This window comes from Kocuria salsicia (assembly GCF_007681555.1).
GTDB classification, from domain to species: Bacteria; Actinomycetota; Actinomycetes; order Actinomycetales; family Micrococcaceae; genus Kocuria; species Kocuria salsicia.
In genome coordinates this window covers 40,389-64,257 of sequence record NZ_VELE01000009.1, presented here as the reverse complement: position 1 = coordinate 64,257, position 23,869 = coordinate 40,389, and the positions used below count along the sequence as shown (strand labels likewise).

The following is a 23,869-nucleotide window of genomic DNA, read 5'->3' as shown; positions in this document are numbered from 1 at the left end:
GCGGGGGCGACGGCGCCGTCGCCCCCCCCCGCGTTTGCTCCCCTAGTGCAAAATCCGGCCCGGAAATTGGCATTAGCTCAGTTTTTGCAGGAGGCCGGCGGCGGGCACATGGGGAGGAGGGGTGACGCGTCGCACGGGCTGGGGTGCTTCTGCTCCAGGACAGGCCCCGTCGCACCCGATTCACCCATGTGTCCCGGCGGGCTGGTGAGCGCAGGTCGTCCCCGGTGAGCAGCGAGACGTCCCACCCTGCATCCCGCAGCAGCGAGATCCGGTGCATCTCGTCACGGTACTGCGCGACCTCCCTGGCGTGGACGGCGCCGTTGAACTCCACCGCCACACGCGCGTCCTGCCAGGCGCGCCAGGACCTCCAGCGGATGCACGATCTGCGTTTCCCACGGTCCGGGAAGAGCGGCGAACCAACGGGACTCCGCGATCCGCACGCTGTCCCGCTGGGACTGGATCCGGTGTGTGGTCCAGAGCAGCTCCACCCGCTGCCCGGTCGCCGCGAGCCCCTCGCTGTTCGCGCTCCTCCGGGTCAGAACACTCGCAGAACGGCCACGTCCGAGTGCCACTTCCACCCACGGATCCGTTCCGCCCACCGGCATGCGCATCAGATCGAGTGCGCTCACACCGCTCACCAGAGGCCCCGAATCCGGCCCCGCGAGGTGCTTCTGCCGCAGCAGCGCCCCCTTAGAAAGCGTCAACGGTTCCCTTCGAAGCATCCAGAGCCCCCGCGCGAGGCGCTGGATCTGAGGATTCTTCACGAATTGCGAGGCCCGGCTGCCCGTCTCCGCGGTGGTGACCACATGACGCTCGACGGGGAACCCCACGAGATGCTGCTGGCACGGCCCCGTGCTCGGACTGTAGATGCTCGCAAGGGGAGACAGGAGACGTTGTCCACAGCCGCCGTCGCCCGCCACCCGCACCCCACCCGCTGCTTTGACGGAGCAAATGCGCTTTGAGACCCCTCGATCTGCATCAGCGGAGCACATGCACGTGAGGGTGGGCGGGGCCGCGGCGTAGCCTGGGGGACGTGTCTTCTTCGCAAACAGTTTTCTCAGCCCCGGCCGGTTCCGAGTGGTGGCGCGACGCCGTCATCTACCAGGTGTATCCCCGCTCCTTCAAGGACTCCAACGGGGACGGCATGGGTGACCTCGGCGGTGTCACCGAGAAGCTGCCGTACCTCAAGGACCTGGGCGTGGACGCCGTCTGGCTCTCCCCCTTCTACCTCTCGCCGCAGCACGACGCCGGGTACGACGTCGCGGACTACCGCACCGTCGATCCGCGCTTCGGCTCCCTCGAGGACTTCGACCGCATGCGCGAGGAGGCCCACCGGCTGGGCCTGAAGATCATCGTGGACCTGGTCCCCAACCACACCTCCGAGGACCACGAGTGGTTCCAGGCCGCTCTCGCCGCCGGCCCGGGCTCACCCGAGCGCGAGCGCTACATGTTCCGCGAGGGCACCGGCGAGAACGGCGAGCTGCCGCCCAACAACTGGAAGTCCCTTTTCGGCGGCGCCGCGTGGTCCCGCGTGCCGGACGGGCAGTGGTACCTGCACCTCTTCGACTCTTCGCAGCCGGACCTGAACTGGGAGAACCCGGAGGTCTGGGAGGAGTTCCGCGCGATCCTGCGCTTCTGGCTGGACCGCGGTGCGGACGGCTTCCGGGTGGATGTGGCCCACGGAATGATCAAGGCGGATGGCCTGCCGGACTGGGACGAGCAGGTCCACATGGTCGAGGGCACGGACGCCGCCGAGGACGATGACGCCGCGGCCACCCGCCCCACAGACGTCGCCTCGGCGTCGACCGTGGATTCCGGGAACGACGATGCCGCGGCGCTCGGCCCTGAGACGGTCGGGGTCGAGCAGGGTGACCTCGCGGCCGGAAGCGCCGAGGGCGCCGCCGCCCCCGCAGCCGACGCCGAGGAGGCCGCCCCCACCAAGACCATGGACACCGGCCCGTACTTCGACCAGGACGGTGTGCACGAGATATACCGGGACTGGAACCGTGTGCTGCAGGAGTACCCCGGTGAACGGATGCTGGTGGTCGAGGCGTGGGTGGGCCCGGCGTCGCGGCTGGCCCGCTACGTGCGGGAGGACGAGGCCCAGCAGGCGTTCAACTTCGACTTCCTGGTGGCCGGGTGGCACCGGGACCGCATGCGGGACACCATCGAGACCTCCCTGCGCGCGAACGCCGAGGTGGGTGCGCCGTGCACGTGGGTGCTGTCCAACCACGACACGGTCCGTCACCCCTCCCGCTACGGCCTGAGCTCGCGCACCGCGTACCCGAACGGCATCGGCGCGCAGGACGAGCAGCCCCACCACGGCCAGGGCCTGCGGAGGGCCCGGGCCGCCGCACTCGTGGAGCTCTCCCTGCCCGGTTCCGCGTACGTGTACCAGGGGGACGAGCTGGGCCTGCCGGAGCACACCGAGCTGCCCGACGACGCCCGCCAGGACCCCACGTTCCACCGCACCCTGGGCGCGGAGCTGGGGCGCGACGGCGCTCGCGTACCCCTTCCGTGGTCTCCCGTGGGCGAGGGGCTGGGTTTCGGTCCCGCGCCGTGGCTACCCCAGCCGGAGTCCTTCGCCGAGATCACAGTGGACCACCAGCTCGGCGATCCGCAGTCCACCCTGAACCTCTACCGGCGTGCCCTGCGGCTGCGCCACGAGCTGGGTCTGGGCGCCACCGGCTTTGCATGGCATCCCCTGAGCCAGGACGAGCAGGGCATTCTCGCGTACGTGCTCCCTCGCGCAGAGGGCGACGTCCTGGTGGCCGCCAACCTGGGCGAGTCCGCCATGGGCTTTGAGGAGCTCTCCCGCGGCGAGCTGCTGCTCGCGAGCGGTCAGGACGCCGTGGTGGGTGACCGCCTGAGCGTGGACAGCGCAGTGTGGCTCAAGCTCTGAGCGGCTGACGCGGCGCGCACGGCCGGGCAGGAGGTGTCCCCTCCGCCCGGCCGTTCGCATGCGCGGCAGACCTGCGCCCAAGCCGGGTGCGGCGTCTCGAAGGCGGCGAGCGGAGGGCAGGGGCGCGGCTCAGCCGGACGGCGTGCTCGCGCAGTTGGCCTGCAGCCATGACTCCGCGGGCTCCAGGGCCCGGTGCAGCCGCACGGCCTCGCGGGGCTGGAGGGTGCCGCCGGCGTCGTCGAGGATGGATTGGACGTCGTCGAACGCCGGTCGCACGGCGTCCGGGAGGTGCTCACGCACCGAGGTGAGGGAGTCCCGCGCCTGGCCGAGGGCGTCGTCGTCCCCCTCGTCCCCGTCGCCGTCCTGGTCCGTGAGTGGTAGCAGCTCCAGCCCGCTGTAGGCCTCGGCCACGTCGAAGCAGGCGGTGGTGTCCGCGTGCCCCTGGGGGGTCGCCGCCGCGGCGGAGGGAGAGGGCGAGGAGGATGCAGGGACCAGATCGATGGTCGTGGCCTGGTCCCTGTGGACGCTGCACCCGCTCACCAGGGCGGCGACGACGAGTGCCGCCGCACCCGCGCACAGCGCTCGCGCTCGCTGGTCCATGCCCGGTCCTTTCCCACGTTCCCGCTGCCCAGAAGCCCGCCCATGCGCGTCCGCCAGGTTCGGCGACGGGGCGGGTCCGGTGAACCACACGCTAGGGCGCGAACCTCCGCGCAGGCTGAGGGTGGGGTGGCTGGCAGATGTGGCCGGGAATGAGAAGAACCCCCGCGTGTAGAAGCCACGCGAGGGTTCAGTGGCTCCGACCGGCGTCGATCCGGTGACCTTACGATTTTCAGTCGTACGCTCTACCAACTGAGCTACAGAGCCAGGCACACGCCGGGGTGAAACCCACGGTGATATGCCGCGACGGCGCGAAAAGTTGCCTTTTCATCGCCGCCTGAGCGACCCTGACGGGACTTGAACCCGCGACCTCCGCCGTGACAGGGCGGCGCGCTAACCAACTGCGCTACAGGGCCTTGATTGTTTCCAACGAGAGAAGATCTTACCAGGACAACCGACTCACTGTGCAAATCGGCGCCCCCGCGGGAGCCCCCGTGGGAAAACGTACCCCCAACGGGATTCGAACCCGTGCTGCCGCCGTGAAAGGGCGGTGTCCTAGGCCGCTAGACGATGGGGGCCAGAACCTCCTCCGAGTGGTAACAGGCCACCCCTCGGACGATGGACCGTCAGTAGCTTAGAGGGAAGGTGCCGTCTTTCACAAACGGACCGTGAGCCTGCGGAAACCGCAGCGGGAGCCCTGTGACGACCGCGCGCCCCGGTTCCCTGCCCGGCCGCGGACGGTTCAGATGCCCACGTCCGGGCGGTCCGCGAGCCGCGGGTCCGCGAAGCACGGGACGATCATGGCCGGGCCCACGCAATTGTGCAGCACGCCCTGGGACGTGGAGCCCAGCAGCATCCCGGCGAAGCCGCCGCGCCCGCGGGTTCCGGTGACCACCAGCTGGTTCTGCGCGGAACGCTCCACGAGCACGTGGATGGGGGACCCGTCCGCGAGCACGCCGGTGATCTCCAGGTCCGGGAAGTGCCCGCGCAACCACTCGACGCTGGCGTCCAGCGCGTTCTGGACCTGTCCGCGGAGGTCGTCGAAGTCCACCGGGGAGGGCAGCCACACCGAGGACCCGGACTCGGAGGGTGCGGCGCACACCACGGTCAGCGGCACACCGAGCTGCTCGGCCTCCTCCGCGGCCCACAGCATGGCGGCACTGGCCCGCTCGGAGCCGTCGGAGCCCACGGTCACACCGTCCACGAAAGCTCCGTGACGGCTCACGTTCTCGTGGAGCCGGTACTCGGTGCCCCACTGGAGGGGGATGATCCCCACGGGGCAGTGCGCGTGCGCGGGAACGGCCGTTGAGACCGAGCCCAGTAGACGTCCGATCAGACCGCCCCGGCCTCGGGAGCCCAGCACCAGCAGCTGCGCATCCCTGCTCAGCTCCACGAGCACGCCGGAGGGGTCCCCGGCCTCGACCGTGGACCGGACGTCCACGTCCAGCTCTGCCACGCGGCGTCGGGCGTCGTCCACGAGCTCCTGCACGGCGCGGTTCATGGCGGCGTCGTCGAACGCGGCGTAGCCGACGTCGAAGGTGGAGCCCCCGACCATCGGCACCGAGTAGGCGGTCACCACGTGCAGCGGCGCCCCGCGGCGGTGGGCCTCCCGGGCGGCCCAGTGCAGGGCGGCCAGGCTCTGCTCGGAACCGTCCACACCCACGACGATCTCGGCCTCACGTGCGTTCATGGTGCTCCCTCCCTGGGCAGGATGTCCTGGTTCCAGCCTAGTCGCGTGCTCCCCCCACACCGCGGAGGCGGTGAGATGATGGACGCGCCCCGGGCGTGCTCCACGCAGCGCGTCCCGGAGGACGACATCGAGGGGCCGAACCCCCGGAACGGAGGCGAACCGTGAGCGCAAGATCCGAGCACCCCACCATGACGGCGCAGGTCAGGGGCGGCACGTGGCGGTCGTGGGGCGGCAACCTCAGCATCGAGCCGGCCGTGACCGTGCGCCCCACGGACTCGGACCAGGTGCTGGAGGTTCTCCAGGAGGCCGCCTCGCAGGGCGTGGCGGTGCGCCCCGCCGGGTCCGGGCACAGCTGCTCCCCGCTGGTCCCCACCGGGGGCGTGCTGCTGGACACCTCCGCGCTCAAGGGTCTGGTGTCCGTGGACGAGGACCGCCAGCAGGTCACCGTGTTCGCCGGGACCACCCTGCAGGAGCTGAACGTGGTCCTGGAGCAGCACGGGCTGGCGCTGGCCAACCTCCCGGACTCCTCGCACATGAGCGTGGGCGGGGCGCTGGCCACGGGCACCCACGGCACCGGGCTGGGCCAGCCGTCCCTGGGTGGGCAGGTGATCGGGCTGAGCCTCGCGACCCCGGAGGGCGAGCTGATCTCCTGCTCCGAGACCCACCGCCCCGAGCTGCTCGACGCCGCCCGGGTGAACCTGGGCGTGCTGGGCGTGGTGGTCTCCGTGACGTTCCAGTGCGTCAACGCCTTCCGGCTGCACTGCGCCGAGTTCCGCGAGCCGATCGGATCCCTGCTGGACACCATGCAGGAGCGGATGTCCGGCGCGGACCACTTCGAGTTCTCGTGGATGCCGGGCACCACCGTGGCCCACACCCGCATCCTGAGCCGGCTGCACCGCCTCCCGGACACCTACACGCGCCCCGCCTCGCCCATCTCCCGCGCGCTGCGCCGCGCGGACGACGCCGTCCTGCGCACCTCCCTGACCGCCGGGCTGGGCCGCGTCGGGAACCTGATCCCGCGCGCGGTGAGCCGGCTCAACCGGATCGAGTCCCTCGCGGAGAGCTCCCGGCGCTACACGGACGTGTCCTACCGCGTGTTCACGGTGGCCCGCCCGGTGCGCTACGTGGCCACCGAGTACGCCCTGCCGCTGGAGGCCACCGCCTCCGCGGTGCGGGAGCTGCGCACCCTGGTGGACGCGCACGTGTACGACCTCGCGTTCCCCATGACCGTGCGCTGCTCCCCGCCGGACCAGGGGCACCTCTCCCCCGCGGGAGGCCGGTACACGGGGTGGATCAACCTGCGCCAGTACGGCCGGCGCCCCAGCCAGACCTTCCTCACCGCCGCCGAGCAGATCCTCGTGGACCACGGCGGCCGCCCCCACTGGGGCACGCTGCACACCCGCACCGCCGAGGAACTCGCGCCCCTCTACACCCAGTGGGACGAGTTCCTCACCCTGCGCGCCGCCATGGACCCCCAGGGCACCCTGCTCAACCCCCACCTCCGGAGGCTGCTGGGACTCTGATGCCCGCTCGTTCCGCCCCTGCGCGGAGCCTGCACTGCTCAGAGCAGACCGTCGGCTTGGAGGAGCGGACGGACGCCCTCGCCGAACCAGTAGGCCTCCTCGAGGCACGGGTATCCGGAGAGCACGAACTCGTCGATGCCCGCGGCAACATACTCCGCGATGAGGTCGGCCACCTCCCGGTGGGACCCCACCATGGCCGTCCCCGCTCCACCACGCAGCAGGCCCACTCCTGCCCACAGGCCGGGGTGGACCTGCAACTTGGTTGCGGAACCACCGTGCAGATCCAGCATCCGGCGCTGCCCCTCGGACTCTGAACGGCGCAGCGCTTCCTGCTGCTCCTGGATCATCCGTTCGTCCACGCCCGCGAGCATGCCCTCGGCCACCGCCCATGCCTGAGCCGACGTCTCCCGCGAAATGGTGTGCAGACGGATGCCAAAGCGCACGCTGCGTCCGCGTGCCCTTGCGAGTTCACGGATCCGGTCGATCTTCTCCTTTGCCTGTTGCGGTGGTTCACCCCACGTGAGGAAGACATCCGCGTGTTCCGCAGCCACGGTGGCCGCAGCTGCGGAGGAACCCCCGAAGTACACCTGCGGACGGGGCGCAGGCGGGAAGTCCAGCCTGGCCTGCTCCACGGCGAGGTGCTCACCTCGGTAGTCGAAGGGTGGCTCGTGATCCCACAGGCGGGACACGATGTCCAGGAACTCTCCGGTCCGAGCGTAGCGACCGTCTTTGTCCAGGAAGTCTCCGAAGGCGCGCTGCTCGGTGGACTCCCCACCGGCCACCACGTTGACGTTGAGCCGTCCCCCCGTGAGGTCCTGGTACGTGGCCGCCATCTGGGCCGCCAGGGTGGGGGACATGGCTCCGGGACGCAACGCCACGAGGAACTTGAGTCTTTCCGTGTGCTGGGAGATGGCGGCCGTGGTCAACCAGGCGTCCTGGCACCACAGGCCCGTGGGCGAGAGCACGGATTCGAAACCGTTGTATTCCGCCGCCTGCGCCACCTGCACCAAATAGGGCAGACGCGGTCCACGCAGGGTCTCCGTGGCCTGAATGCTCGCCCCGTGGCCTCCGCCCACAATGCCGCGGGAATCCGACGCGGTGGGGAGGAACCAGTGGAGGGAAATCGGGGCCATGGGAAACACTCCTGTCGTAGCTGTCCGGTCCAGGCCACGCTACGGCTGAGGGAGCTGAGGCCTATGCGTCACGTCACTCAAGGACACACAACCCGATCCCACTGCGCGCCTGGGCAGGCGGCGGCCCAACGGCGTGCAGGGGAGGGGAGGACGACCCGATGGGCGCTACTGCTGGACAGCTCCGCGGGAGACCGCCACCATCTCGTCCCGCTCCACGACCTTCACGCGCTCACGCGGGTTGCCCTGGGCGTCCTGCGAGGCCTGGCCGAGACCCTGCTCGTGCTCGTCCAGGGCGAGCCAGCCCTCCCACGTCGTGTAGGGCACGCCCTTCTCCTCGAGCAGCGCCACCACGGCCTCGGGCTCGGGGTTCTCGGGGTCCGCCAGGGAGGCGTGGTCCTCGATCAGGTGGTTCACGGTCTCCAGCGCGTCCGACTTGGTGGCACCGATCAGACCCACCGGTCCGCGCTTGATCCAGCCGGTGGCGTACACGCCGGGCAGCGGGGCGCCGTCGGCGTCCACCACGCGGCCCTCCTCGTTGAGGATCACCCCGCGCTCGGGGTCGAAGGGCAGCTCGGGCAGCGGCGAGCCCAGGTAGCCGATCGCGTGGTAGACAGCCTGCACCGGGTACTGCGTGTACTCTCCGGTGCCCGTCACGGATGCGTCCCCGTTGAGGCGGGTGCGCTCCATGCGGATGCCCCGCACCTTGCCGTTCTCGTCCCCGAGGATCTCCTCCGGGGTCTGCAGGAAGTGCAGGTGCAACCGGCGCGAGGCCGTCTTGGGCGAGTCGTCCTCGCGCCACTTCTGCAAGGTCTTCATCATGACCTTGGTCTGGTTGTTCTCCGCCATGGCCTTCTCGGAGGCCTCGTCGAACTCGAAGTCCTCGTCGTAGACCACGATGTCCACGTCCCGGGACTTCGCCAGCTCGCGCAGCTCCAGGGGCGTGAACTTGATCTGGGCGGGGCCGCGGCGTCCGAAGATGTGCACGTCCGTGACCGGGGACTTCCGCAACCCCTCGTACACGTTCTCCGGGATCTCGGTGACAAGCATGTCCTCGGCGTGCTTGGACAGCACACGCGCAACGTCCAGGGCCACGTTGCCGTTGCCGATGACCGCGATCTCCTTGGCCTCCAGCGGCCAGGTGCGGGGGTAGTCCGGGTGCCCGTCGTACCAGGCGACGAAGCGGGCGGCGCCGTAGGAGCCGTCCAGGTCCGCGCCGGGAATGTCCAGCGGGGCGTCGTTGACGGCGCCGGTGGCGAAGATGACGGCGTCGTAGTGGGTCAGGAACTCACCCAGGGTGATGTCCCGGCCGTACTCCACGTTGCCGAAGAAGCGGATGTCCCCGCGGCTGAGGATCGAGCGCAGCGCGGTGACGATCCCCTTGATGCGGGGGTGGTCCGGGGCCACCCCGTAGCGGATGAGGCCGAAGGGGGTGGGGTAGCGGTCGAAGAGGTCCACGCTGACCTCGATCTCACCCTCGCGCACCGCCTCGGTCTTGGTGATCATGTCCGCGGCGTAGATGCCGGCGGGGCCTGCACCGATCACGGCCACGCGGAGCGGGCGGGAGCTGGGGGTTGTCACGGTGGTGACTCCTTTCGACGCGCACACGGATCCCGCGTGCTGGCAGGGACTGGGATCAACGGTAGTGAACGCGGGTCAGTCTTGCCTAACCACGCGGAGGAGCTCGCGTGGCCGCCCGCACCACATGCGCGCCCCGCCCTGCGGAACCGGCGGGGCAGCACGGTACGCGGGCGGCGTCGTCGTAGTATTTCTACACAAACATCCCCCACCCGTCCCGTTCGGCGCCCGAACGCGCCCACCCGTGAGGATCCCTATGTCGTCATCCACCCCGCCCGCTCAGCGCAGCGAGCCCCGAGGCGGGCTGGACCGCTTCTTCTCCATCACCCGGCGCGGTTCCACTGTGGGCCGGGAGGTCCGCGGTGGCGTGGCCACGTTCATCGCCATGAGCTACATCGTGGTGCTCAACCCGCTGGTACTCGGCTACGGCCAGGACGCGGCGGGCAACACCCTGGGTGGCGCGCGGGTGGCCGCCGTGACGGCCCTGGTGGCCGGCGTGATGACCATCGTCATGGGCGTGTGGGCCCGGTCCCCGTTCGGCATGGCCGCGGGGCTGGGCGTAAACGCGTTCCTCGCCGTCACCATCGCCACCAACCCAGGGCTCACGTGGCCCGAGGTGATGGGCCTGGTGATCTGGGCCGGCGTGATCATGGTGGTGCTGGTGCTCACCGGCTTCCGCACCGCCGTGTTCAACGCGGTGCCGGCGTCGCTGAAGACGGCCATCGTGGTGGGCATCGGGCTGTTCATCGCCCTGATCGGCTTTGTCAACGCCGGGTTCGTGCGCCGCATGCCGGACGCCGCCGGGACCACCGTGCCCGTGCAGCTGGGCAGCGGGGGCCAGCTCTTCGGGTGGCCCACTCTGACCTTCGTGGTGGGGCTGCTGCTGACCGTGGCGCTGATGGTGCGCAACGTGAAGGGCGGAATCCTGATCTCGGTGGTGCTCACCACCGTCCTGGCGCACGTGCTGGAGGCGGTGGCACCCTCGGGATCCTCCACCGAGAACCCGCACGGCTGGTCGCTCGTGGTGCCCGCCACTCCGGACGGGTTCTTCGGCCTCCCGGACCTCTCCCTGATCGGCTCGGCGGCGCCCCTGGAGGCGTTCCAGCAGCTCGGGGCGATCTCCTGCCTGCTGCTGATCTTCACCATCCTGCTGTCCGTGTTCTTCGACGCGATGGGCACGATGGTCGGGCTCTCCCAGCAGGCCGGTCTTGTGGCCGAGGACGGCCAGATCGAGCACGTGGACCGTGTGCTGCTCGTGGACGCGCTGGGTGCCGTTGCCGGTGGCGCCGGGTCCGCGTCCTCCAACCAGATCTTCGTGGAGTCCTCCACGGGCATCGCCGACGGCGCCCGCACGGGTCTCGCGAACGTCGTCACGGGCGCACTGTTCCTGGCTGCGATGTTCCTGACGCCACTGGTCAGCCTGGTCCCGTTCGAGGCCGTGGCCCCCGCCATGGTCGTCGTGGGCTTCCTGATGGCCCGCAACGTCGTCGACATCGACTGGCAGGACTGGGGCGTGGCCGTGCCCTCTTTCCTCACCTTCGCCGTCATGCCGTTCACCTACTCCATCGCGGACGGCATCGGCGCGGGCTTCGTCTCCTACGTCTTCATCCGTCTCGTCCAGGGCCGCGCAAAAGACATCCACCCGCTGATGTACGTGGTGGCGCTGGCCTTCGTGATGTTCTTCGGCGTGGGCGTCATCGAGGGCTGGGCGGCCTGACGCCCGTTCCCTGACGACGACGGCGCTACGCGGCGTCGTCCCCGCCCGCCACCGGCCCCTCGGGCACCGGGTCCGCCGGCTTGTCGTGCCACGGCTGGGTGCCGGCGGCCAGTTCGCGGCACCACGCGGTGTCCTTGTACTGGGCCGGCAGGGAACCGACGAGCAGCTCGCGGGCCAGCGCGGCGGCGTCGGCGGAACCGGCCTGCGGCAGCGGTGCGTGGGAAGCGGCGAGCACCACGTTGCCGTAGCGGCGGCCCTTGAGCATCGCGGCGTCCGCCACGGCGGCCACGTGCTCGAAGACCTCCAGCAGCGCCGCGATCTCCGCGCGCGTCCCCTTGAGGTTGCGGGTGTCCCCCACGTTGAGCAGGTAGAGACCGGCCGGGGCCATCACCCGGTCCACGTGGTGCGCGAACTCCAGTGTGCGCAGGTGCCCAGGCGTCTGCTCACCGGCGAAGACATCGCGGATCACCAGGTCCCGTGACCCCTCAGAGAGGGACTCGGTCACCGCGCGGGCCTCCCCCGCCCGGATCCGCAGCAGGGGCGCGCGGGGCAGGTCCAGCCACTCGCGCACCAGGCGGGCGAGGGCGGCGTCGAGCTCCACGACCACCTGCCGCGCCTGCGGGTAGCGCCACGCGAGGTAGCGGGCCATCGAGCACGCGCCACCGCCCAGGTGCAGCACGCGTAGCGCGGTGGGATCCAGGCGGGAAGAGACGTGCTCCTCGGCCACCGCGGAGAACCAGCGCATGTACTCGAACTCCAGCTGCTCCGGGTGGTCCGGAACGATGTGCGAGGACGGCACCCCGTTCACGCGCAGCACCCACGCGCCAGGCACGTACGTGTCCTGCTGCAGCTCCACAGTGCCGGTGTCCGTGACCCAGGTGCGCTCCACGAGACCGGGGGCGTCCGACGACGTCACCCGCGCGGGTTCAGCAGCCTGCTTCCGGTTCTTCTTCTGGCCCTTCCTGCTCACAGAGCGCGGCGAGGGGTCACTGCCGGCCGTCCGCGGACGGTTCGTTCCGCTCGGCGGCGTGCTTGCCTGCAGTGCGTCGAGCCGCCGAATCCTGGCCGTCGGAATCCTGCCCGGCGGCGCCGTCGAAACCCCCTGCGGTGATCCCTCGGCGCTCCTTCGAGCGGCCAAGTTCGTGGCTGTGCAGCGCGGACTCCAGGCGCTCGAGCTTGCCCGTGAGCTCACCGGTGTGGCCGGGGCGGATGTCCGCCTTGAGCACGAGCGAGACGCGCGGGCCGTACTCGGCCACGGCGGCGGTGGCCTCCTTGACCACCGCCATGCACTCGTCCCACTCACCCTCGATGGTGGTGAACATGGAGTCGGTGCGGTTGGGCAGTCCCGACTCGCGCACCACGTGGACGGCCGCGGCGACGGCGTCGTGGACGGAGGCATCGGGATTGTCCCCACCGCTCGGGGAGACTGAGAAGGCAACCAGCATGTAACCAGTGTGGCACCGGCACTGCGCGGGCGCGACCCCCCCACCCCGGTCCATAGACTGGAGGCACAGCCGACCGATCGCGAGGGAGCACGTTCCATGACGCAGGGCATCTACATTTCCGCCATGACACCGCGGAGCGGCAAGACGCTGGTGGCACTGGGCCTCGCGGACACCATGTTCAAGCGCACGGACGCCCTGGGTTTCTTTCGTCCGGTCTTCGACGGCGCGGCACCGGAAGACGACTCCGTCCTGCAGCTCATGAAGCGCACCTTCGACCTCCCGGACTCCCGGTGCCGGGGCGCGGTGTCTCTGGAGCGCTGCCGCGAGATCCTCGCCTCCGGTGAGCACGACGACCTCGACTCCGCCGCCATGGCCGTGTACTCCGAGATGGCGCTGGAGTGCGATGTGATCGTCGTGGACGGCACCGACCTGCTGGCCCACAACGCTGTCACCGCCGAGTTCGACCTCAACGCCCGCCTGGCCAACAACATGGGCTGCTCCGTGGCCGCGGTGATCGGAGCCCACGAGTCCGGGCGTGTGAAGGACGTGCTCAACGCGATCGACGTGACCCGCACCGAGCTGCGCCAGGCCGGGTGCGACATCTACGCCGTGATCGTCAACCGCGCGGACCCGGAGCAGGCGGAGCAGATCCGCCGGGAGGCCAAGCCCGGCAACCACAACCTCCCCGCGTACGTGATCCCGGAGATCCCCGCGATCTCGAACCCCACCGTCGCCGAGCTCGTGGATGCCCAGGGCTACGGCACGGACTTCAACTCCACGCCCCTGGACCGCGACATCAAGGCCGTGAAGGTGGCCGCGATGACCGCCGGGAACTTCCTGGACCAGATTGCGGACGGGGACCTGGTGATCACCCCCGGGGACCGGACGGACGTGGTCTCGGCAACCCTGGCGTCGTCGTTGGCGCCCACGCTGCCGGTGCCCGCCGGGATGCTGCTGACCGGAGGCTTCCGGCCCGCCGGCGCGGTGGGCTCGCTGCTGGGCGCGGCTCCGTTCCCCGTGCTGACCACCGAGCGGGACACCTTCACCACCGCGCAGGCCGTGGCCGGCACGCGCGGCACCCTGGCCGGCGCGCACTCCCGCAAGATCGCCGCCGCGCGCGGCGCGTGGGCGGAGCACGTGGACAGCGACGAGCTCTCGGGGCGGCTCACCCTGCCGCGGCCCGTGCGGCGCACCCCCCTGCGGTTCCTGCACGAGCTCGTGGAGTCCGCGCGGGCGGACCGCAAGCGGATCGTGCTGCCCGAGGGCGACGACCCCCGCATCCTGCGCGCCGCGGAGCTCATCCACCGGCGCAACTTCTGCGACCTCACCGTGCTGGGCGATCCCGAGACGGTCCGATCGCTCGCGCAGTCCGAGGGCATCGAGCTCGACTTCGACGCCGACGGCCTGGACCTCGTGGACTTCCAGCACGACGACGCCCTGCGCGAGAAGTACGCGGACGAGTACGTGCGGCTGCGCTCCCACAAGGGCGTGAGCACGGGGCAGGCGCTCGAGCGCATGATGGACGGCTCCTACTTCGGCACCATGATGGTCCAGATGGGGGACGTGGACGGCATGGTCTCCGGCGCCGCACACACCACCGCGAACACCATCCGCCCGGCCCTCGAGTTTGTGAAGACCCGGGAGGGCGTGAACATCGTCTCCTCGGTGTTCTTCATGCTGCTCGCAGACCGCGTGCTCGTCTACGGCGACTGCGCTGTAAACCCGAACCCGGACGAGCGGCAGCTCGCGGACATCGCCCTGGCCTCCGCGCAGACCGCCCGCGAGTTCGGCGTGGACCCCCGCGTGGCCATGCTCTCCTACTCCACCGGCGGTTCCGGCTCCGGCGAGGACGTGGAGCGGGTGCGCGCGGCCACCGAGCTCGTGCGCGCCGCGAACCCGGACTTCGAGGTGGAGGGCCCCATCCAGTACGACGCTGCCGTGGACGCCTCGATAGCCAGGTCCAAGCTGCCGGGCTCGCACGTCGCGGGGCAGGCCACCGTGTTCGTGTTCCCGGACCTGAACACCGGCAACAACACCTACAAGGCCGTGCAGCAGTCCGCGGGCGCGGTGGCCGTGGGCCCCGTGCTGCAGGGACTGCGCAAGCCCGTGAACGACCTCTCCCGCGGCTGCACCGTGGACGACATCGTCAACACGGTGGCCATCACCGCGATCCAGGCGCAGACGCTGTGAGCCCGCGGGGCTGAGCCCGCCGCGCCGGGAGTCGTACTGGCGGGGTCACGCCAACGCGTGTCGCGTCCGGGGGCACGCCGGTGGGCTGCGCCGGGAAGGCCGCGAGCGCCGTCGTCCGCGGGGCCCCACGGGACGACGGCGTTGCCCGGGCGGGTCAGTCCCGGATCGTGTCGTTCCAGGCCCAGACGTCGTCACCGCGCAGCACCATGTCCGCGCCGCCGTCGCAGACGATGGTCTGGCCCGTGGTGTGGGCGTTCGCGGGGTTCGCGAGCCACAGCAGCACGGGGCCGGTCACCACCCCCGGCACCACGGCGTTGAGCCGTATCCCCTGCCCGGCCCACTGCGGCGTGGCCGACTCGCGGCGGACCCAGCGGGGGGCCGTGAGAAAATCGGAGGTGTTCGCCCGCCCGCCGATCCCGGAGGATCTCGTCATGCTCGTGCTCGTCGTCAACTGCGGTTCCTCGTCCATCAAGTACCAGGTGCGGGAGGTCACGCCGGAGGGCTCCGAGCCCAGCGTGTACACCTCCTCCATGCCCGCGATCAACGAGAACGTCCCCCTCGCCACGGCCACCGCGGGCATGGCAGGCGGTGAGGTGATCACCAAGGGGCTCATCGAGAACATCGGCACCTCGGACGTCAAGGACCACACCCAGGCCCTGCAGATCCTCTCGCGTCGCCTGGACGAGGAGCTCGGCGGGCGCACCATTGACGCCGCGGGGCACCGCGTGGTCCACGGCGGCGAGCGCTTCTCCGCGCCCGTGCTGGTCAACAACGAGATCATCCGCGCGATCGAGCGCCTCGCACCGCTCGCCCCGTTGCACAACCCCGCGCACGCCCTCGGGCTGCGTGCCATCCAGAAGACGTATCCGGGCATGCCGCAGGTGTGCGTGTTCGACACCGCCTTCCACCGCACGATGCCCGAGAAGGCCTGGCGCTACGCCATTCCCGAGCAGTGGTACGAGATGGACGGGATGCGCCGCTACGGGTTCCACGGCACCTCGCACGACTACGTGACCGGCAAGGCCTGCGAGTTCCTGGGCATCCCGCGGGAGCAGTTCAACGCCGTGGTGGCCCACCTGGGCAACGGCGCCTCGGCCACCGCCATCCGCGAGGGCCGCTCCTACGACACCTCCATGGGCTACACCCCCCTGGCCGGACTGGTCATGGGCACCCGCAGCGGGGACCTGGACCCCTCCGTGGTCACCGCCATGCTGGAGCGCAACCCCGGGATGAGCGCCCAGGACATGAACCGGATCCTCAACAACGAGTCCGGTCTGCAGGGCGTCTGCGGGAACTCGGACATGCGGGCCGTGGCGCAGCGGGCCGGCTCCGGGGACCGGCGGGCGCAGATCGCGCTGGACATGGCCGCCTACCGCCTGGCGAAGTACATCGGCGGCTACCACGTGGCAGTCGGTGGAGCCCACGCGCTGATCTTCACCGCGGGCATCGGCGAGAACTCCCCCGAGTTCCGCGCCCTGGTGTGCGACCAGCTGGGCGCGCTCGGGATCACCCTGGACCCCACGCTCAACGGAGCCCCCCGGGGGGACGTGGCCCGCATCAGTACGGAGACCTCCGCAATCGAGGTCCTCGTGGTGACCACGGACGAGGAGCGGGCCATTGCGGAGGCCACGGCCGGGCTGGTGTGGGAGCGGGTCAAGAAGTAGCACCTCACGCACCAGCACCCCCACGCCCCGCCCCCCGCAATCGCGTGCTTTAACGGAGCAGGTGCCATCTGCTGTTCGGTAGACGGCACCTGCTGAGCTTCTGCAGCGCGCGGGGCGGCGTCGACGGGCGGATCAGCCCTGCTTGGCCACCGGCTCCTGCGCGGACCACGGGAAGACAATCCACTCGTCCGTGGACTTCCAGGAGAAGTCTGGACGGACCTCCGAGCGGGGCTTCTCGTAGACCACGGCGGAGCGGCACTCGGCGCCATAGCCGCGCAGCAGCTCCAGGACGAGGGAAAGGGTGCGTCCGGAGTCCACGACGTCGTCCACGACCAGGACCTTCTTGTCGCTGATGGAGTCCGTGTCCAGCATGGGGGCGAGCAGCACCGGGTCCGGAAGGGTCTCGTGGACGTCCGTGTAGAACTCGACGTTCACGGCGTCCGAGAGCTTCACGCCCATTGCGTAGGACAGCGCCCCGGCGGGCAGCAGACCACCGCGCGCCACCGCGATGATGATGTCCGGCACAAATTCCGAGTCCACGATCTGCTGGGCGAGTTCACGGCTGGCGGCGCCGAACCCCTCCCAGGTCAGGATTTCCTTGTTGTCCAGTTCGGTGGAGTCCGCGTGAAAGGCCATTCCCGTAGGTTAGTCGGTTTTCACGGCACGCACGTGCAGCCGTCCGGCCCACGGTGCCGCCCGGTCGCTCTGCCCTCCCTGCCCCAGATCGGAACCCGGTCCCACCGCGCCTACACTTTCCCTGTCCCCTCCTGCCCTTCCTGATCGAGGATCCCCATGGCCAGTTCAGCACCGTCCACCCTGCCCGGCGAGCGGGTCGCCCGCCCGGAGGACGAACGGCTGGGGGCCGGGCGCACGGTGGCGTACGCGGTGCAGCACATCCTGACGATGTACGGCGGGCTGATCGCTGTTCCGCTCGTGGTGGCCAGTGCCGCCGGGTACGACGCCTCGACCACAGCCCTGCTGGTGGCTGCCGCCCTGTTCGTGGGCGGTTTCGCCACGTTCCTGCAGTCGTGGGGGCTGCCGCGGGTGGGTTCGCAGCTGCCGCTCGTGCAGGGGGTGTCCTTCACGGGCATCGCCACGATGCTCTCCGTGCTGGCCACCGGTGGCGGGATGCAGTCGGTGATGGGCTCCATCATGGTGGCCTCCGCGTTCGGCTTCCTGGTGGCACCGTTCTTCGCCCGCGTGCTGCGCTTCTTCCCACCCGTGGTCACGGGCTCCATCATCACGACCATCGGCGTCACCCTGGTCCCGGTGGCGGCCGGGTGGTCCATGGGCGACGACGCCGCCGCACCGGACTACGGCTCCCTCGCCAACATCGGCCTGGCCGGGTTCACCCTGCTCGCCGTGCTGCTGCTCTCGAAGTTCGGGGGTGCCGTGCTCTCGCGTCTGGCCATCCTTGTGGCCATCGTGGCCGGCACAGTGCTCGCGTGGGCCACGGGGATGGCGGACTTTTCGCAGGTGGGTCAGGGGCCGTGGGTCGCACTGCCCTCGCCGTTCCACTTCGGTGCGCCCACGTTCCACATGGCGGCGATCGTGGCCATGGGCATTGTGATCCTGGTGAACATGGCGGAGACCACCGCTGACATCCTGGCCCTGTCCGAGATCACGGGCTCGCGGATCGACTCCGCACGCATCGCGGACGGGCTGCGCGCGGACATGCTCTCCTCCGCCGTAGCACCCGTGTTCAACTCGTTCACGCAGACGGCGTTCGTGCAGAACGTGGGGCTGGTGGCGATCACCAAGGTCAAGAGCCGCTACGTGGTGGCACTGGGCGGCGTGTTCATGGTGCTACTGGGCATGCTGCCCGTGCTCGGCCAGGTCATCGCCGCCATCCCCCTGCCGGTGATGGGCGGTGCGGGCTTTGTGCTCTTCGGCACCGTGATGTCCTCGGGCATCCGCACGCTGGCCCGCGTGGACTACCGGGGCGGCATGAACCTGATCATCGTGGCCGTCTCCCTGTCCTTCGGCATGGTCCCAATCGTGGTCCCCACCTTCTACGACGCGTTCCCCGACTGGGTGGGCATCATCTTCTCCTCCGGTATCTCGTCCGCCGCCGTGGCCGCGCTGCTCCTGAACTTCTTCTTCAACGAGGTGGGCCGCAGCCGGCGCACCACCGAGGCCATGGGCATGAACACCGTGGGGCTGCGGGTGCTCTCCCCGCGCGAGGCCGGCGCACTGCAGGACGGCGACCAGTTCGTGGACGGCCGCCTGCTGGACGCCCAGGGGCGAGAGATCCCGTTCGCGTCCTCCCAGGAGCAGTACGAGTCGGTGCGCGAACGCATCAACGCGGGCGAGCTGACTTCGCTGGAGGACATTCGCCGCGCGGTGGATAACTAACCCCGGACGACGTCGCTCCCCACCTGCGCGTCTCTCCTCCCCTTCTCCTCCGCGAGTCTCGGCCTGTGCACCGCCGGCGCTCCACCGCCGCGGATTTCTGCCCCTCCTCTGCCCCGAGGGAGCAGCCGTACGAGGGGACGCACACCGCTGCCGAGATCACGCGCTGCCCCTCATCGGCGCACCCGGTGGTAGGCCGCCACCACGTCCTGCGCACGGGGCAGGGCCAGATGGCCCGGGTGGCCGCGGTGGTGGGCCAGGGCGTCCAGTCCGTCCCGCACCACCCGCTCCAGTGCCGCGTCCACCAGCTCGGTCAGAGGAGTGCGGCCGTCGGCCGTGCGCTCGACCTCCTCCAGAAGCCGCGCAATCGCTTCCGTCTGCGAAGGGTCCACGAGCTGGCTCAGAGCGGAGAGGTCCACGTCCTCGCGGCCCCACTGGATGGTGTCGAGACCGCGAGCGCGAGCGGGTTTGTCCCTGCCGCCCCGCTGGGTGGCGCCATGGCGCGGACCGGGCCGGGAGGCGTCGTGCCCCGCGGCACCTGGTCCGGACGGGGTGGCACCGCGTTCGGCCGGGACCGTGCCGGGTGCTTCCGAGGCACCGCCAGGAACGTGCGGGCGGATCTCCCCGAAGGATGCCGCAGGACAAATGTCCTCGGGGCGCGGGAAGTCCCGCACCACCTGCCGGGCGCGGTCGGTGACATCCACGGCGCGGTAGGCGTCCATGGCCACCACCAGGTCCGCGACGTCCAGGAACGCCCCGGAGCCCCCCGTGACCAGGATGGAAGACACCCCACGCTCCGTGTAGAGGGCGCCCACGCGGTCCACGAACGGGGTGATGGGCTCGCGTTCGCCCGGAACCATGGCCCTCATCCGCTCGTCCCGCACCATGAGGTTGGTGGCGCACGTGTCCTCGTCCAGCAGGAGCACCGCCGCCTGTGCCTCGACGGCCTCCACAGTGGCGGCCGCCTGGGACGTGGAGCCGGAGGCGTTGGACGTGCTGAAGTCGCGGGTGTCCGCGCCGGTGGGCAGGTTGTTGATGAACGGCGAGACGTCCGTGTGGTTCACGGCCCGGCCGTCCTCCGCGCGCACGGACATGGCGCTCGGCAGGGTGACCACGCGTTCGCGGCCGTCGCCAGGCACGTGGCTGTAGACCCCGCGCTCCAGGGCCTGCAGCAGCGTGGACTTGCCGTGGTAGCCGCCACCCACGACCACCGTGACGCCCTCGGGGATCCCCATGCCGCTCACGGTCGACCCGTCTTCGAGCTCGAGCTCCACGCGCAGCTCCGGAGGCGTCTCGAACGGGACGGCGCCCCGGGCCAGCGGTTCGTCCCGGTGCCCCGAGGCGCGCGGCAGCACGGCGCTGTCCGCGACGAACGCCACGAGTCCACGCTGCGGCAGCTGCTTCCGCAGGTGCTGGGCGTCCAGGTGGGAGGTCACGTGGGCCTGCAGGGCGTGGGCGTCCAGGTTCTCGTACCGCAGCGCGCGCTCGACGACGCCCGGCAGCACCTCGGTGAGCAGCCGGTGCGCGGCATGGCCCCTGATGCGGCGGCCCGCGGCGGGCAGGGCGATCTCGCAGCGCACCTCCACGTGCGCATCCGTGGCCGCGGGGTCCGGCACCAGGACGGACGAGCGCTCGAGGATCTCCTGGCCAGTGCTCTGGATGGAGATCCCGCCCGAGTCCTTGCCACCGCGCGGGCCCAGCTCACGGGCGGCACGGGAGAACTGCCGGGTGAGGAAGTCCCCGGCCGCCACGCGTCGGTCCTTCGAGGCGATCAGCCCACTCGGGATCCCCGTGCTGCGCAGGGGCAGCCGCACGCGCGCGAGGGACGGCGGGGCGTACGGGTCCGACTGCACGCGGTCCAGGACGAGCTCCACCTCCCCGAGCCGCCACAAACCCTTGAGCTGCTTGTACGCGCTGTAGCTGCTGCCATCCAGGCGGGGGAGGGTCTGCGAGAGGTCCGTGCGAGGTGTGCTCATGGGTCCATCGCACCACATGTGCGGGGGCCGGGGCACGCGGCAGGGCCGCCTCCCCGTGCGGTTTCCCACAAGCAACGGGCCGGGGGACCAGGCCCAAGCGAGCGCTGCGCGCCCCGGGCCCCGTTCACATCTCAGGCTCTGCGTGCCTGCACCCGCCCGAGCACCAGCGCGGCCACAAAGCACAGCACGTATGCCCCAGCGACGGCGGCCCATCCGGCGGTGAACGCCTCCGTGAGGTCCACGAGCTGGCCCACCACCACGGGCCCCAGCGCGAAGCCCAGGTACATCCCGGTGGCCACCAGTCCGGACGCCACACCGATCCGTTCCCCGGACACGGCGGCGACGATTCCCGAGTTGATCACAACGTTTGCGGCCAGCGGCAGCGCGGCGTGGAAGGCGACGCCCAGCCACATGAGCCAGTGCTGCTGCGTCGTCTCCGCGAGCACGAGCAGCCCGAGCCCCACGATCCCGCCCAGGCTCATGACCTGGATCAGCGGTGCGGGTCTGCCGAGCCTGCCGCTCACCCGGCCCCACCCGATCCGGCTTCCGATCCCGATCACTCCCATCGCGCCCAGAAGGAGCCCGGCCACCGTGACGGTGTACCCCATGGCACGCACCGCGAACAGGGACGCGTACACGTTCACGCCCTGCGTGCCCACCGCGTTGAGGAAGGACGTCAGCGTCAGCAGCCACACCGCGGGCGGCAGCGCCCCCGACGACGCCGTGGCGGAGGGTGCGGCGGGAGAGGGAGCGGGCGGCGTCGTCGGGGTGTTCTCGCGGGCGCGGCGCTGCAGCCGGGTGACCACGGTCCACCCCGTGACGAGCAGGGGAACGCACAGCAGCGCGCCGAACAGTGCGGCACCCCGCCAGCCGAACGCCGCGCCCGCCACCGGGAACGTGAGGCCCGCGACCAGCAGACCCACCTGCACCCCGGACTGCTTCCACCCCATCCACGCGGAGCGCTGGGCCAGCGGCACGCGCTGCGCGACGATGCGGTTGGTCACCGGGTTGGAGAAGGACTGCGCGAGACCCGCAATCAGGGCCGCAACCAGCAGCATGGCGTAGGACTGCCACGTGGCGCTGAGCAGGAACGCCACCAGCACACCCCCGAAGATCAGGGTGAGCTGCACGCGGGTGTCGATGCGGTCCGCGAGCACTCCCAGCAGTGGCGCCGCGAGACCCGCTACCACGAACACCGCCGTGATGATGAACCCATACTGCCCCTCGGTGATCCCGTAGCTCTCCACGATGGTGGCGCTCAGCGCACCCACCCCGTAGTTGAACACCGGCCCGGCGGCCATTGCGGCCATGAGCACCGCCAGCAGGATTCCGGGGGCATTGCGCGTCGGCGAAGATGGGGTGCGGGTCACAGTCGATCACCCTAGACCCGCACCGCGCCCTCGACCTCCCGTAGGCTTTCTCCACGACTGAGAAAGGCGGACGCCATGAGTGACTCACTGGATCCGGAGCTCGCCCGGGCCCTGCAGGAACCGGCGCGGCTGGTGCGCGCGGACCCCGCACTGCTGGACACGGTCCGCCAGGCGGGTTCCCCTGCCCAGGCGGAACTGATGCGCCGCGTTTCGGACGTGCGCACTGTGGAGGACCGGTACGCGGCGGCCGCCATGCTCGCAGCCCTCTTCGGCCACCGCGGCCCGCTGGACCAGGCCGCCCACGGCTACGGCAGCACCCCGCCACTCGAACTGCTCGCGCTCGCGGACGTCCCGGCGCTCCAGCCCGCCCTGCGGGAATCCCTGTCCTCCCTCGTCCGCACCGGCCTGCTGGAGTGGGCCACCACCGCGGACCCTTCTCACCCGCCCCTCGAACTCGCCATGGCGGCCCGGGATCTCGGGCTGTCCGACGCTGCAGTGCTGCGTTCCGTCGCGGATCGCGCGGACCAGGTCGCCCACGACGTGGCACCCGCACAGCGGGAGCCACTGGCCCGTTTCTCGGAGGTGCTGCGCGCGGCGGCGCACAACCCCCGGGACGGTGGGGCGGCGGCGTCCGCGCCCGGTTCGATGCCGACGCCGCAGGCTCCCGTCGGCTCGCAGGGCCCCGCGGTCACGACCACCGGCATCCCGGCCTCCGAGATGCTGGGCGAGGACGAGCTGGACGAGCCCTCCCGGCCCGGACACCGCTACCCGGGTGAGGGCGTGCCCGTGCGCGACTCGATCGCAGGCCCTGGCGTCAACGCACCGCTGCAGACCTGGGAGCCGGGCAGCCTCTCGGGACGTCCCACCAGCGGCGAGTCCCAGGACGGGAACGACGCCGCCCACCCGTCCAGTCCCTCGGGCTCGTCCGACCGCCACGGACCGCCGGCGCCCCCGCGCGAACCGTCCACCAACGAGCTGTACTACGGCGTGGGCAGCGACCGGTACGCGGACCGGGACCCGGACAGCGAGCAGACCCGGGCCGAGGACCGCCACGTGGCCCGCAACTGGGCCATCGTGTTCGCAGTGATCGTGGCGGTCATCGTGGTGCTGGTGCTGCTGTTCTGACCGCGGTAGGACCGCCCCCCGCCGGGCTCAGGAGTCGAGGCCGAGGCCCATGGCGCCCAGGGTCTTGAGCAGCGGGGGTGTAGCCGCCGAAGAGGACCCCGTTGTCCCCGCTGAGCCGGTAGGTTGACCAGATCCGCCAGGCCCTGCCTGTTGCGCCCCCCGATCGGGTCCAGCTGCCCGTCGGTGAGCGGCTCGGTCATCATCGCGTAGTCGTAGACCGGTGCGGACTTGAGCCTGTTGTGCTTGAGCAGGACGAGAACACGTTGGTGGCCAGCACGGCGCGAGGCGCCCGCACGAGCCCGGCGTCGGTGTGGGCCACCACGCCGTCACCGAGGTGCCCAGGTCGGTCGCGCGGCTGTATTCGTGGATCTCGCCACCCAGCTCCGTGACCACCCGGGCCAGTTTGGCGGGGTGGACCATGGCACACGTTCGCTTCCTCCACCGCCGGCGGGGTGCGTGGGGGCGAACCTGCCCACGCACTGCGCGCTCATCCAGGAAGACGCTGGAACCGTCCTCGGCAGTGGGCTCGTTCAGCCACCGCACCCGGTGAGGCTCCCCGGCCAGGTTGAGATTACCCGTGCGCTCGAATTCCACGTCCTTCCCATGGTGC

16 protein-coding genes, 3 tRNA genes and 1 pseudogene are annotated in these 23,869 nt (G+C 70.7%); 7 read left to right on the top strand and 13 right to left on the bottom strand.

What is annotated here, in order from left to right; all coding sequences use genetic code 11:
- Positions 1 to 1,033: 1,033 nt before the first annotated feature.
- Positions 1,034 to 2,902 carry a glycoside hydrolase family 13 protein gene (locus tag FS770_RS11260; protein ID WP_145011862.1) on the top strand — a complete coding sequence of 623 codons (1,869 nt, stop codon included), beginning with the start codon at positions 1,034 to 1,036 and terminating at the stop codon, positions 2,900 to 2,902.
- A gap of 129 nt (positions 2,903 to 3,031) precedes the next feature.
- Here the strand turns inward: FS770_RS11260 and FS770_RS11255 are convergent, their stop codons facing one another.
- The 5 genes from FS770_RS11255 to FS770_RS11235 form a co-directional block, all read right to left on the bottom strand.
- Positions 3,032 to 3,502 carry a hypothetical protein gene (locus FS770_RS11255; RefSeq protein ID WP_145011859.1) on the bottom strand — a complete coding sequence of 157 codons (471 nt, stop codon included), beginning with the start codon at positions 3,500 to 3,502 and terminating at the stop codon, positions 3,032 to 3,034.
- Between the two features lie 191 nt (positions 3,503 to 3,693).
- Positions 3,694 to 3,766, bottom strand: a tRNA-Phe gene (locus FS770_RS11250).
- Positions 3,767 to 3,841: 75 nt separating this feature from the next.
- Positions 3,842 to 3,915: transfer RNA gene (locus FS770_RS11245), tRNA-Asp, on the bottom strand.
- Positions 3,916 to 4,004: 89 nt separating this feature from the next.
- A tRNA-Glu gene (locus tag FS770_RS11240) sits at positions 4,005 to 4,077 on the bottom strand.
- Positions 4,078 to 4,241: 164 nt separating this feature from the next.
- On the bottom strand, positions 4,242 to 5,189 hold the full coding sequence (locus FS770_RS11235; protein WP_145011856.1) for a universal stress protein: 948 nt from the start codon (positions 5,187 to 5,189) through the stop codon (positions 4,242 to 4,244).
- A gap of 161 nt (positions 5,190 to 5,350) precedes the next feature.
- On the opposite strand from FS770_RS11235, the gene FS770_RS11230 reads away from it, so the two are divergent.
- Complete coding sequence (locus FS770_RS11230) at positions 5,351 to 6,712, top strand: D-arabinono-1,4-lactone oxidase (protein WP_244944895.1); 1,362 nt, start codon at positions 5,351 to 5,353, stop codon at positions 6,710 to 6,712.
- A 38-nt stretch (positions 6,713 to 6,750) separates the two neighbouring features.
- On the opposite strand, the gene FS770_RS11225 is transcribed toward FS770_RS11230, so the two are convergent.
- Both FS770_RS11225 and FS770_RS11220 read right to left on the bottom strand, forming a co-directional pair.
- Entirely contained in the window at positions 6,751 to 7,845 is a 1,095-nt protein-coding gene (locus tag FS770_RS11225; protein ID WP_145011853.1) for an LLM class flavin-dependent oxidoreductase, read from the bottom strand.
- Positions 7,846 to 8,010: 165 nt separating this feature from the next.
- Positions 8,011 to 9,450, bottom strand: a complete 1,440-nt coding sequence (locus tag FS770_RS11220) for an FAD-dependent oxidoreductase (RefSeq protein WP_186366771.1) — start codon at positions 9,448 to 9,450, stop codon at positions 8,011 to 8,013.
- A 226-nt stretch (positions 9,451 to 9,676) separates the two neighbouring features.
- Here FS770_RS11220 and FS770_RS11215 point away from each other — a divergent pair, with 226 nt between their 5' ends.
- The gene (locus tag FS770_RS11215; RefSeq protein WP_186366770.1) at positions 9,677 to 11,137 is read left to right on the top strand and encodes an NCS2 family permease; all 1,461 of its coding nucleotides are present in this window, start codon (positions 9,677 to 9,679) and stop codon (positions 11,135 to 11,137) included.
- A 25-nt stretch (positions 11,138 to 11,162) separates the two neighbouring features.
- Here FS770_RS11215 and FS770_RS11210 read toward each other — a convergent pair whose 3' ends face one another.
- Both FS770_RS11210 and FS770_RS11205 read right to left on the bottom strand, forming a co-directional pair.
- The gene (locus FS770_RS11210; protein ID WP_145011847.1) at positions 11,163 to 12,107 is read right to left on the bottom strand and encodes a spermidine synthase; all 945 of its coding nucleotides are present in this window, start codon (positions 12,105 to 12,107) and stop codon (positions 11,163 to 11,165) included.
- A 181-nt stretch (positions 12,108 to 12,288) separates the two neighbouring features.
- A pseudogene (locus tag FS770_RS11205) lies at positions 12,289 to 12,582 on the bottom strand (thiamine-binding protein); the annotation flags it as partial.
- A gap of 96 nt (positions 12,583 to 12,678) precedes the next feature.
- Between FS770_RS11205 and pta the strand changes: the two are divergent.
- On the top strand, positions 12,679 to 14,772 hold the full coding sequence (gene pta, locus FS770_RS11200) for a phosphate acetyltransferase (protein ID WP_145011846.1): 2,094 nt from the start codon (positions 12,679 to 12,681) through the stop codon (positions 14,770 to 14,772).
- 154 nt (positions 14,773 to 14,926) lie between these two features.
- Here pta and FS770_RS11195 read toward each other — a convergent pair whose 3' ends face one another.
- Positions 14,927 to 15,205 carry a hypothetical protein gene (locus tag FS770_RS11195; protein WP_055083564.1) on the bottom strand — a complete coding sequence of 93 codons (279 nt, stop codon included), beginning with the start codon at positions 15,203 to 15,205 and terminating at the stop codon, positions 14,927 to 14,929.
- Here FS770_RS11195 and FS770_RS11190 point away from each other — a divergent pair.
- Positions 15,204 to 16,436 carry an acetate kinase gene (locus tag FS770_RS11190; RefSeq protein ID WP_145011843.1) on the top strand — a complete coding sequence of 411 codons (1,233 nt, stop codon included), beginning with the start codon at positions 15,204 to 15,206 and terminating at the stop codon, positions 16,434 to 16,436. The genes FS770_RS11195 and FS770_RS11190 overlap by 2 nt on opposite strands.
- Positions 16,437 to 16,568: 132 nt before the next feature.
- Here the strand turns inward: FS770_RS11190 and FS770_RS11185 are convergent, their stop codons facing one another.
- Positions 16,569 to 17,072 (bottom strand): phosphoribosyltransferase, encoded by a 504-nt coding sequence (locus tag FS770_RS11185; protein WP_145011841.1) that lies wholly within the window; start codon positions 17,070 to 17,072, stop codon positions 16,569 to 16,571.
- A 156-nt stretch (positions 17,073 to 17,228) separates the two neighbouring features.
- On the opposite strand from FS770_RS11185, the gene FS770_RS11180 reads away from it, so the two are divergent.
- Entirely contained in the window at positions 17,229 to 18,791 is a 1,563-nt protein-coding gene (locus FS770_RS11180) for a nucleobase:cation symporter-2 family protein (protein ID WP_145011838.1), read from the top strand.
- Between the two features lie 170 nt (positions 18,792 to 18,961).
- Here the strand turns inward: FS770_RS11180 and FS770_RS11175 are convergent, their stop codons facing one another.
- A complete protein-coding gene (locus tag FS770_RS11175; protein WP_145011835.1) occupies positions 18,962 to 20,764 on the bottom strand; it encodes an ABC-ATPase domain-containing protein in 1,803 nt (600 codons plus the stop codon).
- Between the two features lie 131 nt (positions 20,765 to 20,895).
- Positions 20,896 to 22,134 (bottom strand): MFS transporter, encoded by a 1,239-nt coding sequence (locus FS770_RS11170; protein ID WP_145011832.1) that lies wholly within the window; start codon positions 22,132 to 22,134, stop codon positions 20,896 to 20,898.
- A gap of 75 nt (positions 22,135 to 22,209) precedes the next feature.
- Between FS770_RS11170 and FS770_RS11165 the strand changes: the two genes are divergently transcribed.
- Complete coding sequence (locus tag FS770_RS11165) at positions 22,210 to 23,259, top strand: hypothetical protein (RefSeq protein WP_145011830.1); 1,050 nt, start codon at positions 22,210 to 22,212, stop codon at positions 23,257 to 23,259.
- The last annotated feature ends 610 nt before the right edge of the window (positions 23,260 to 23,869 follow it).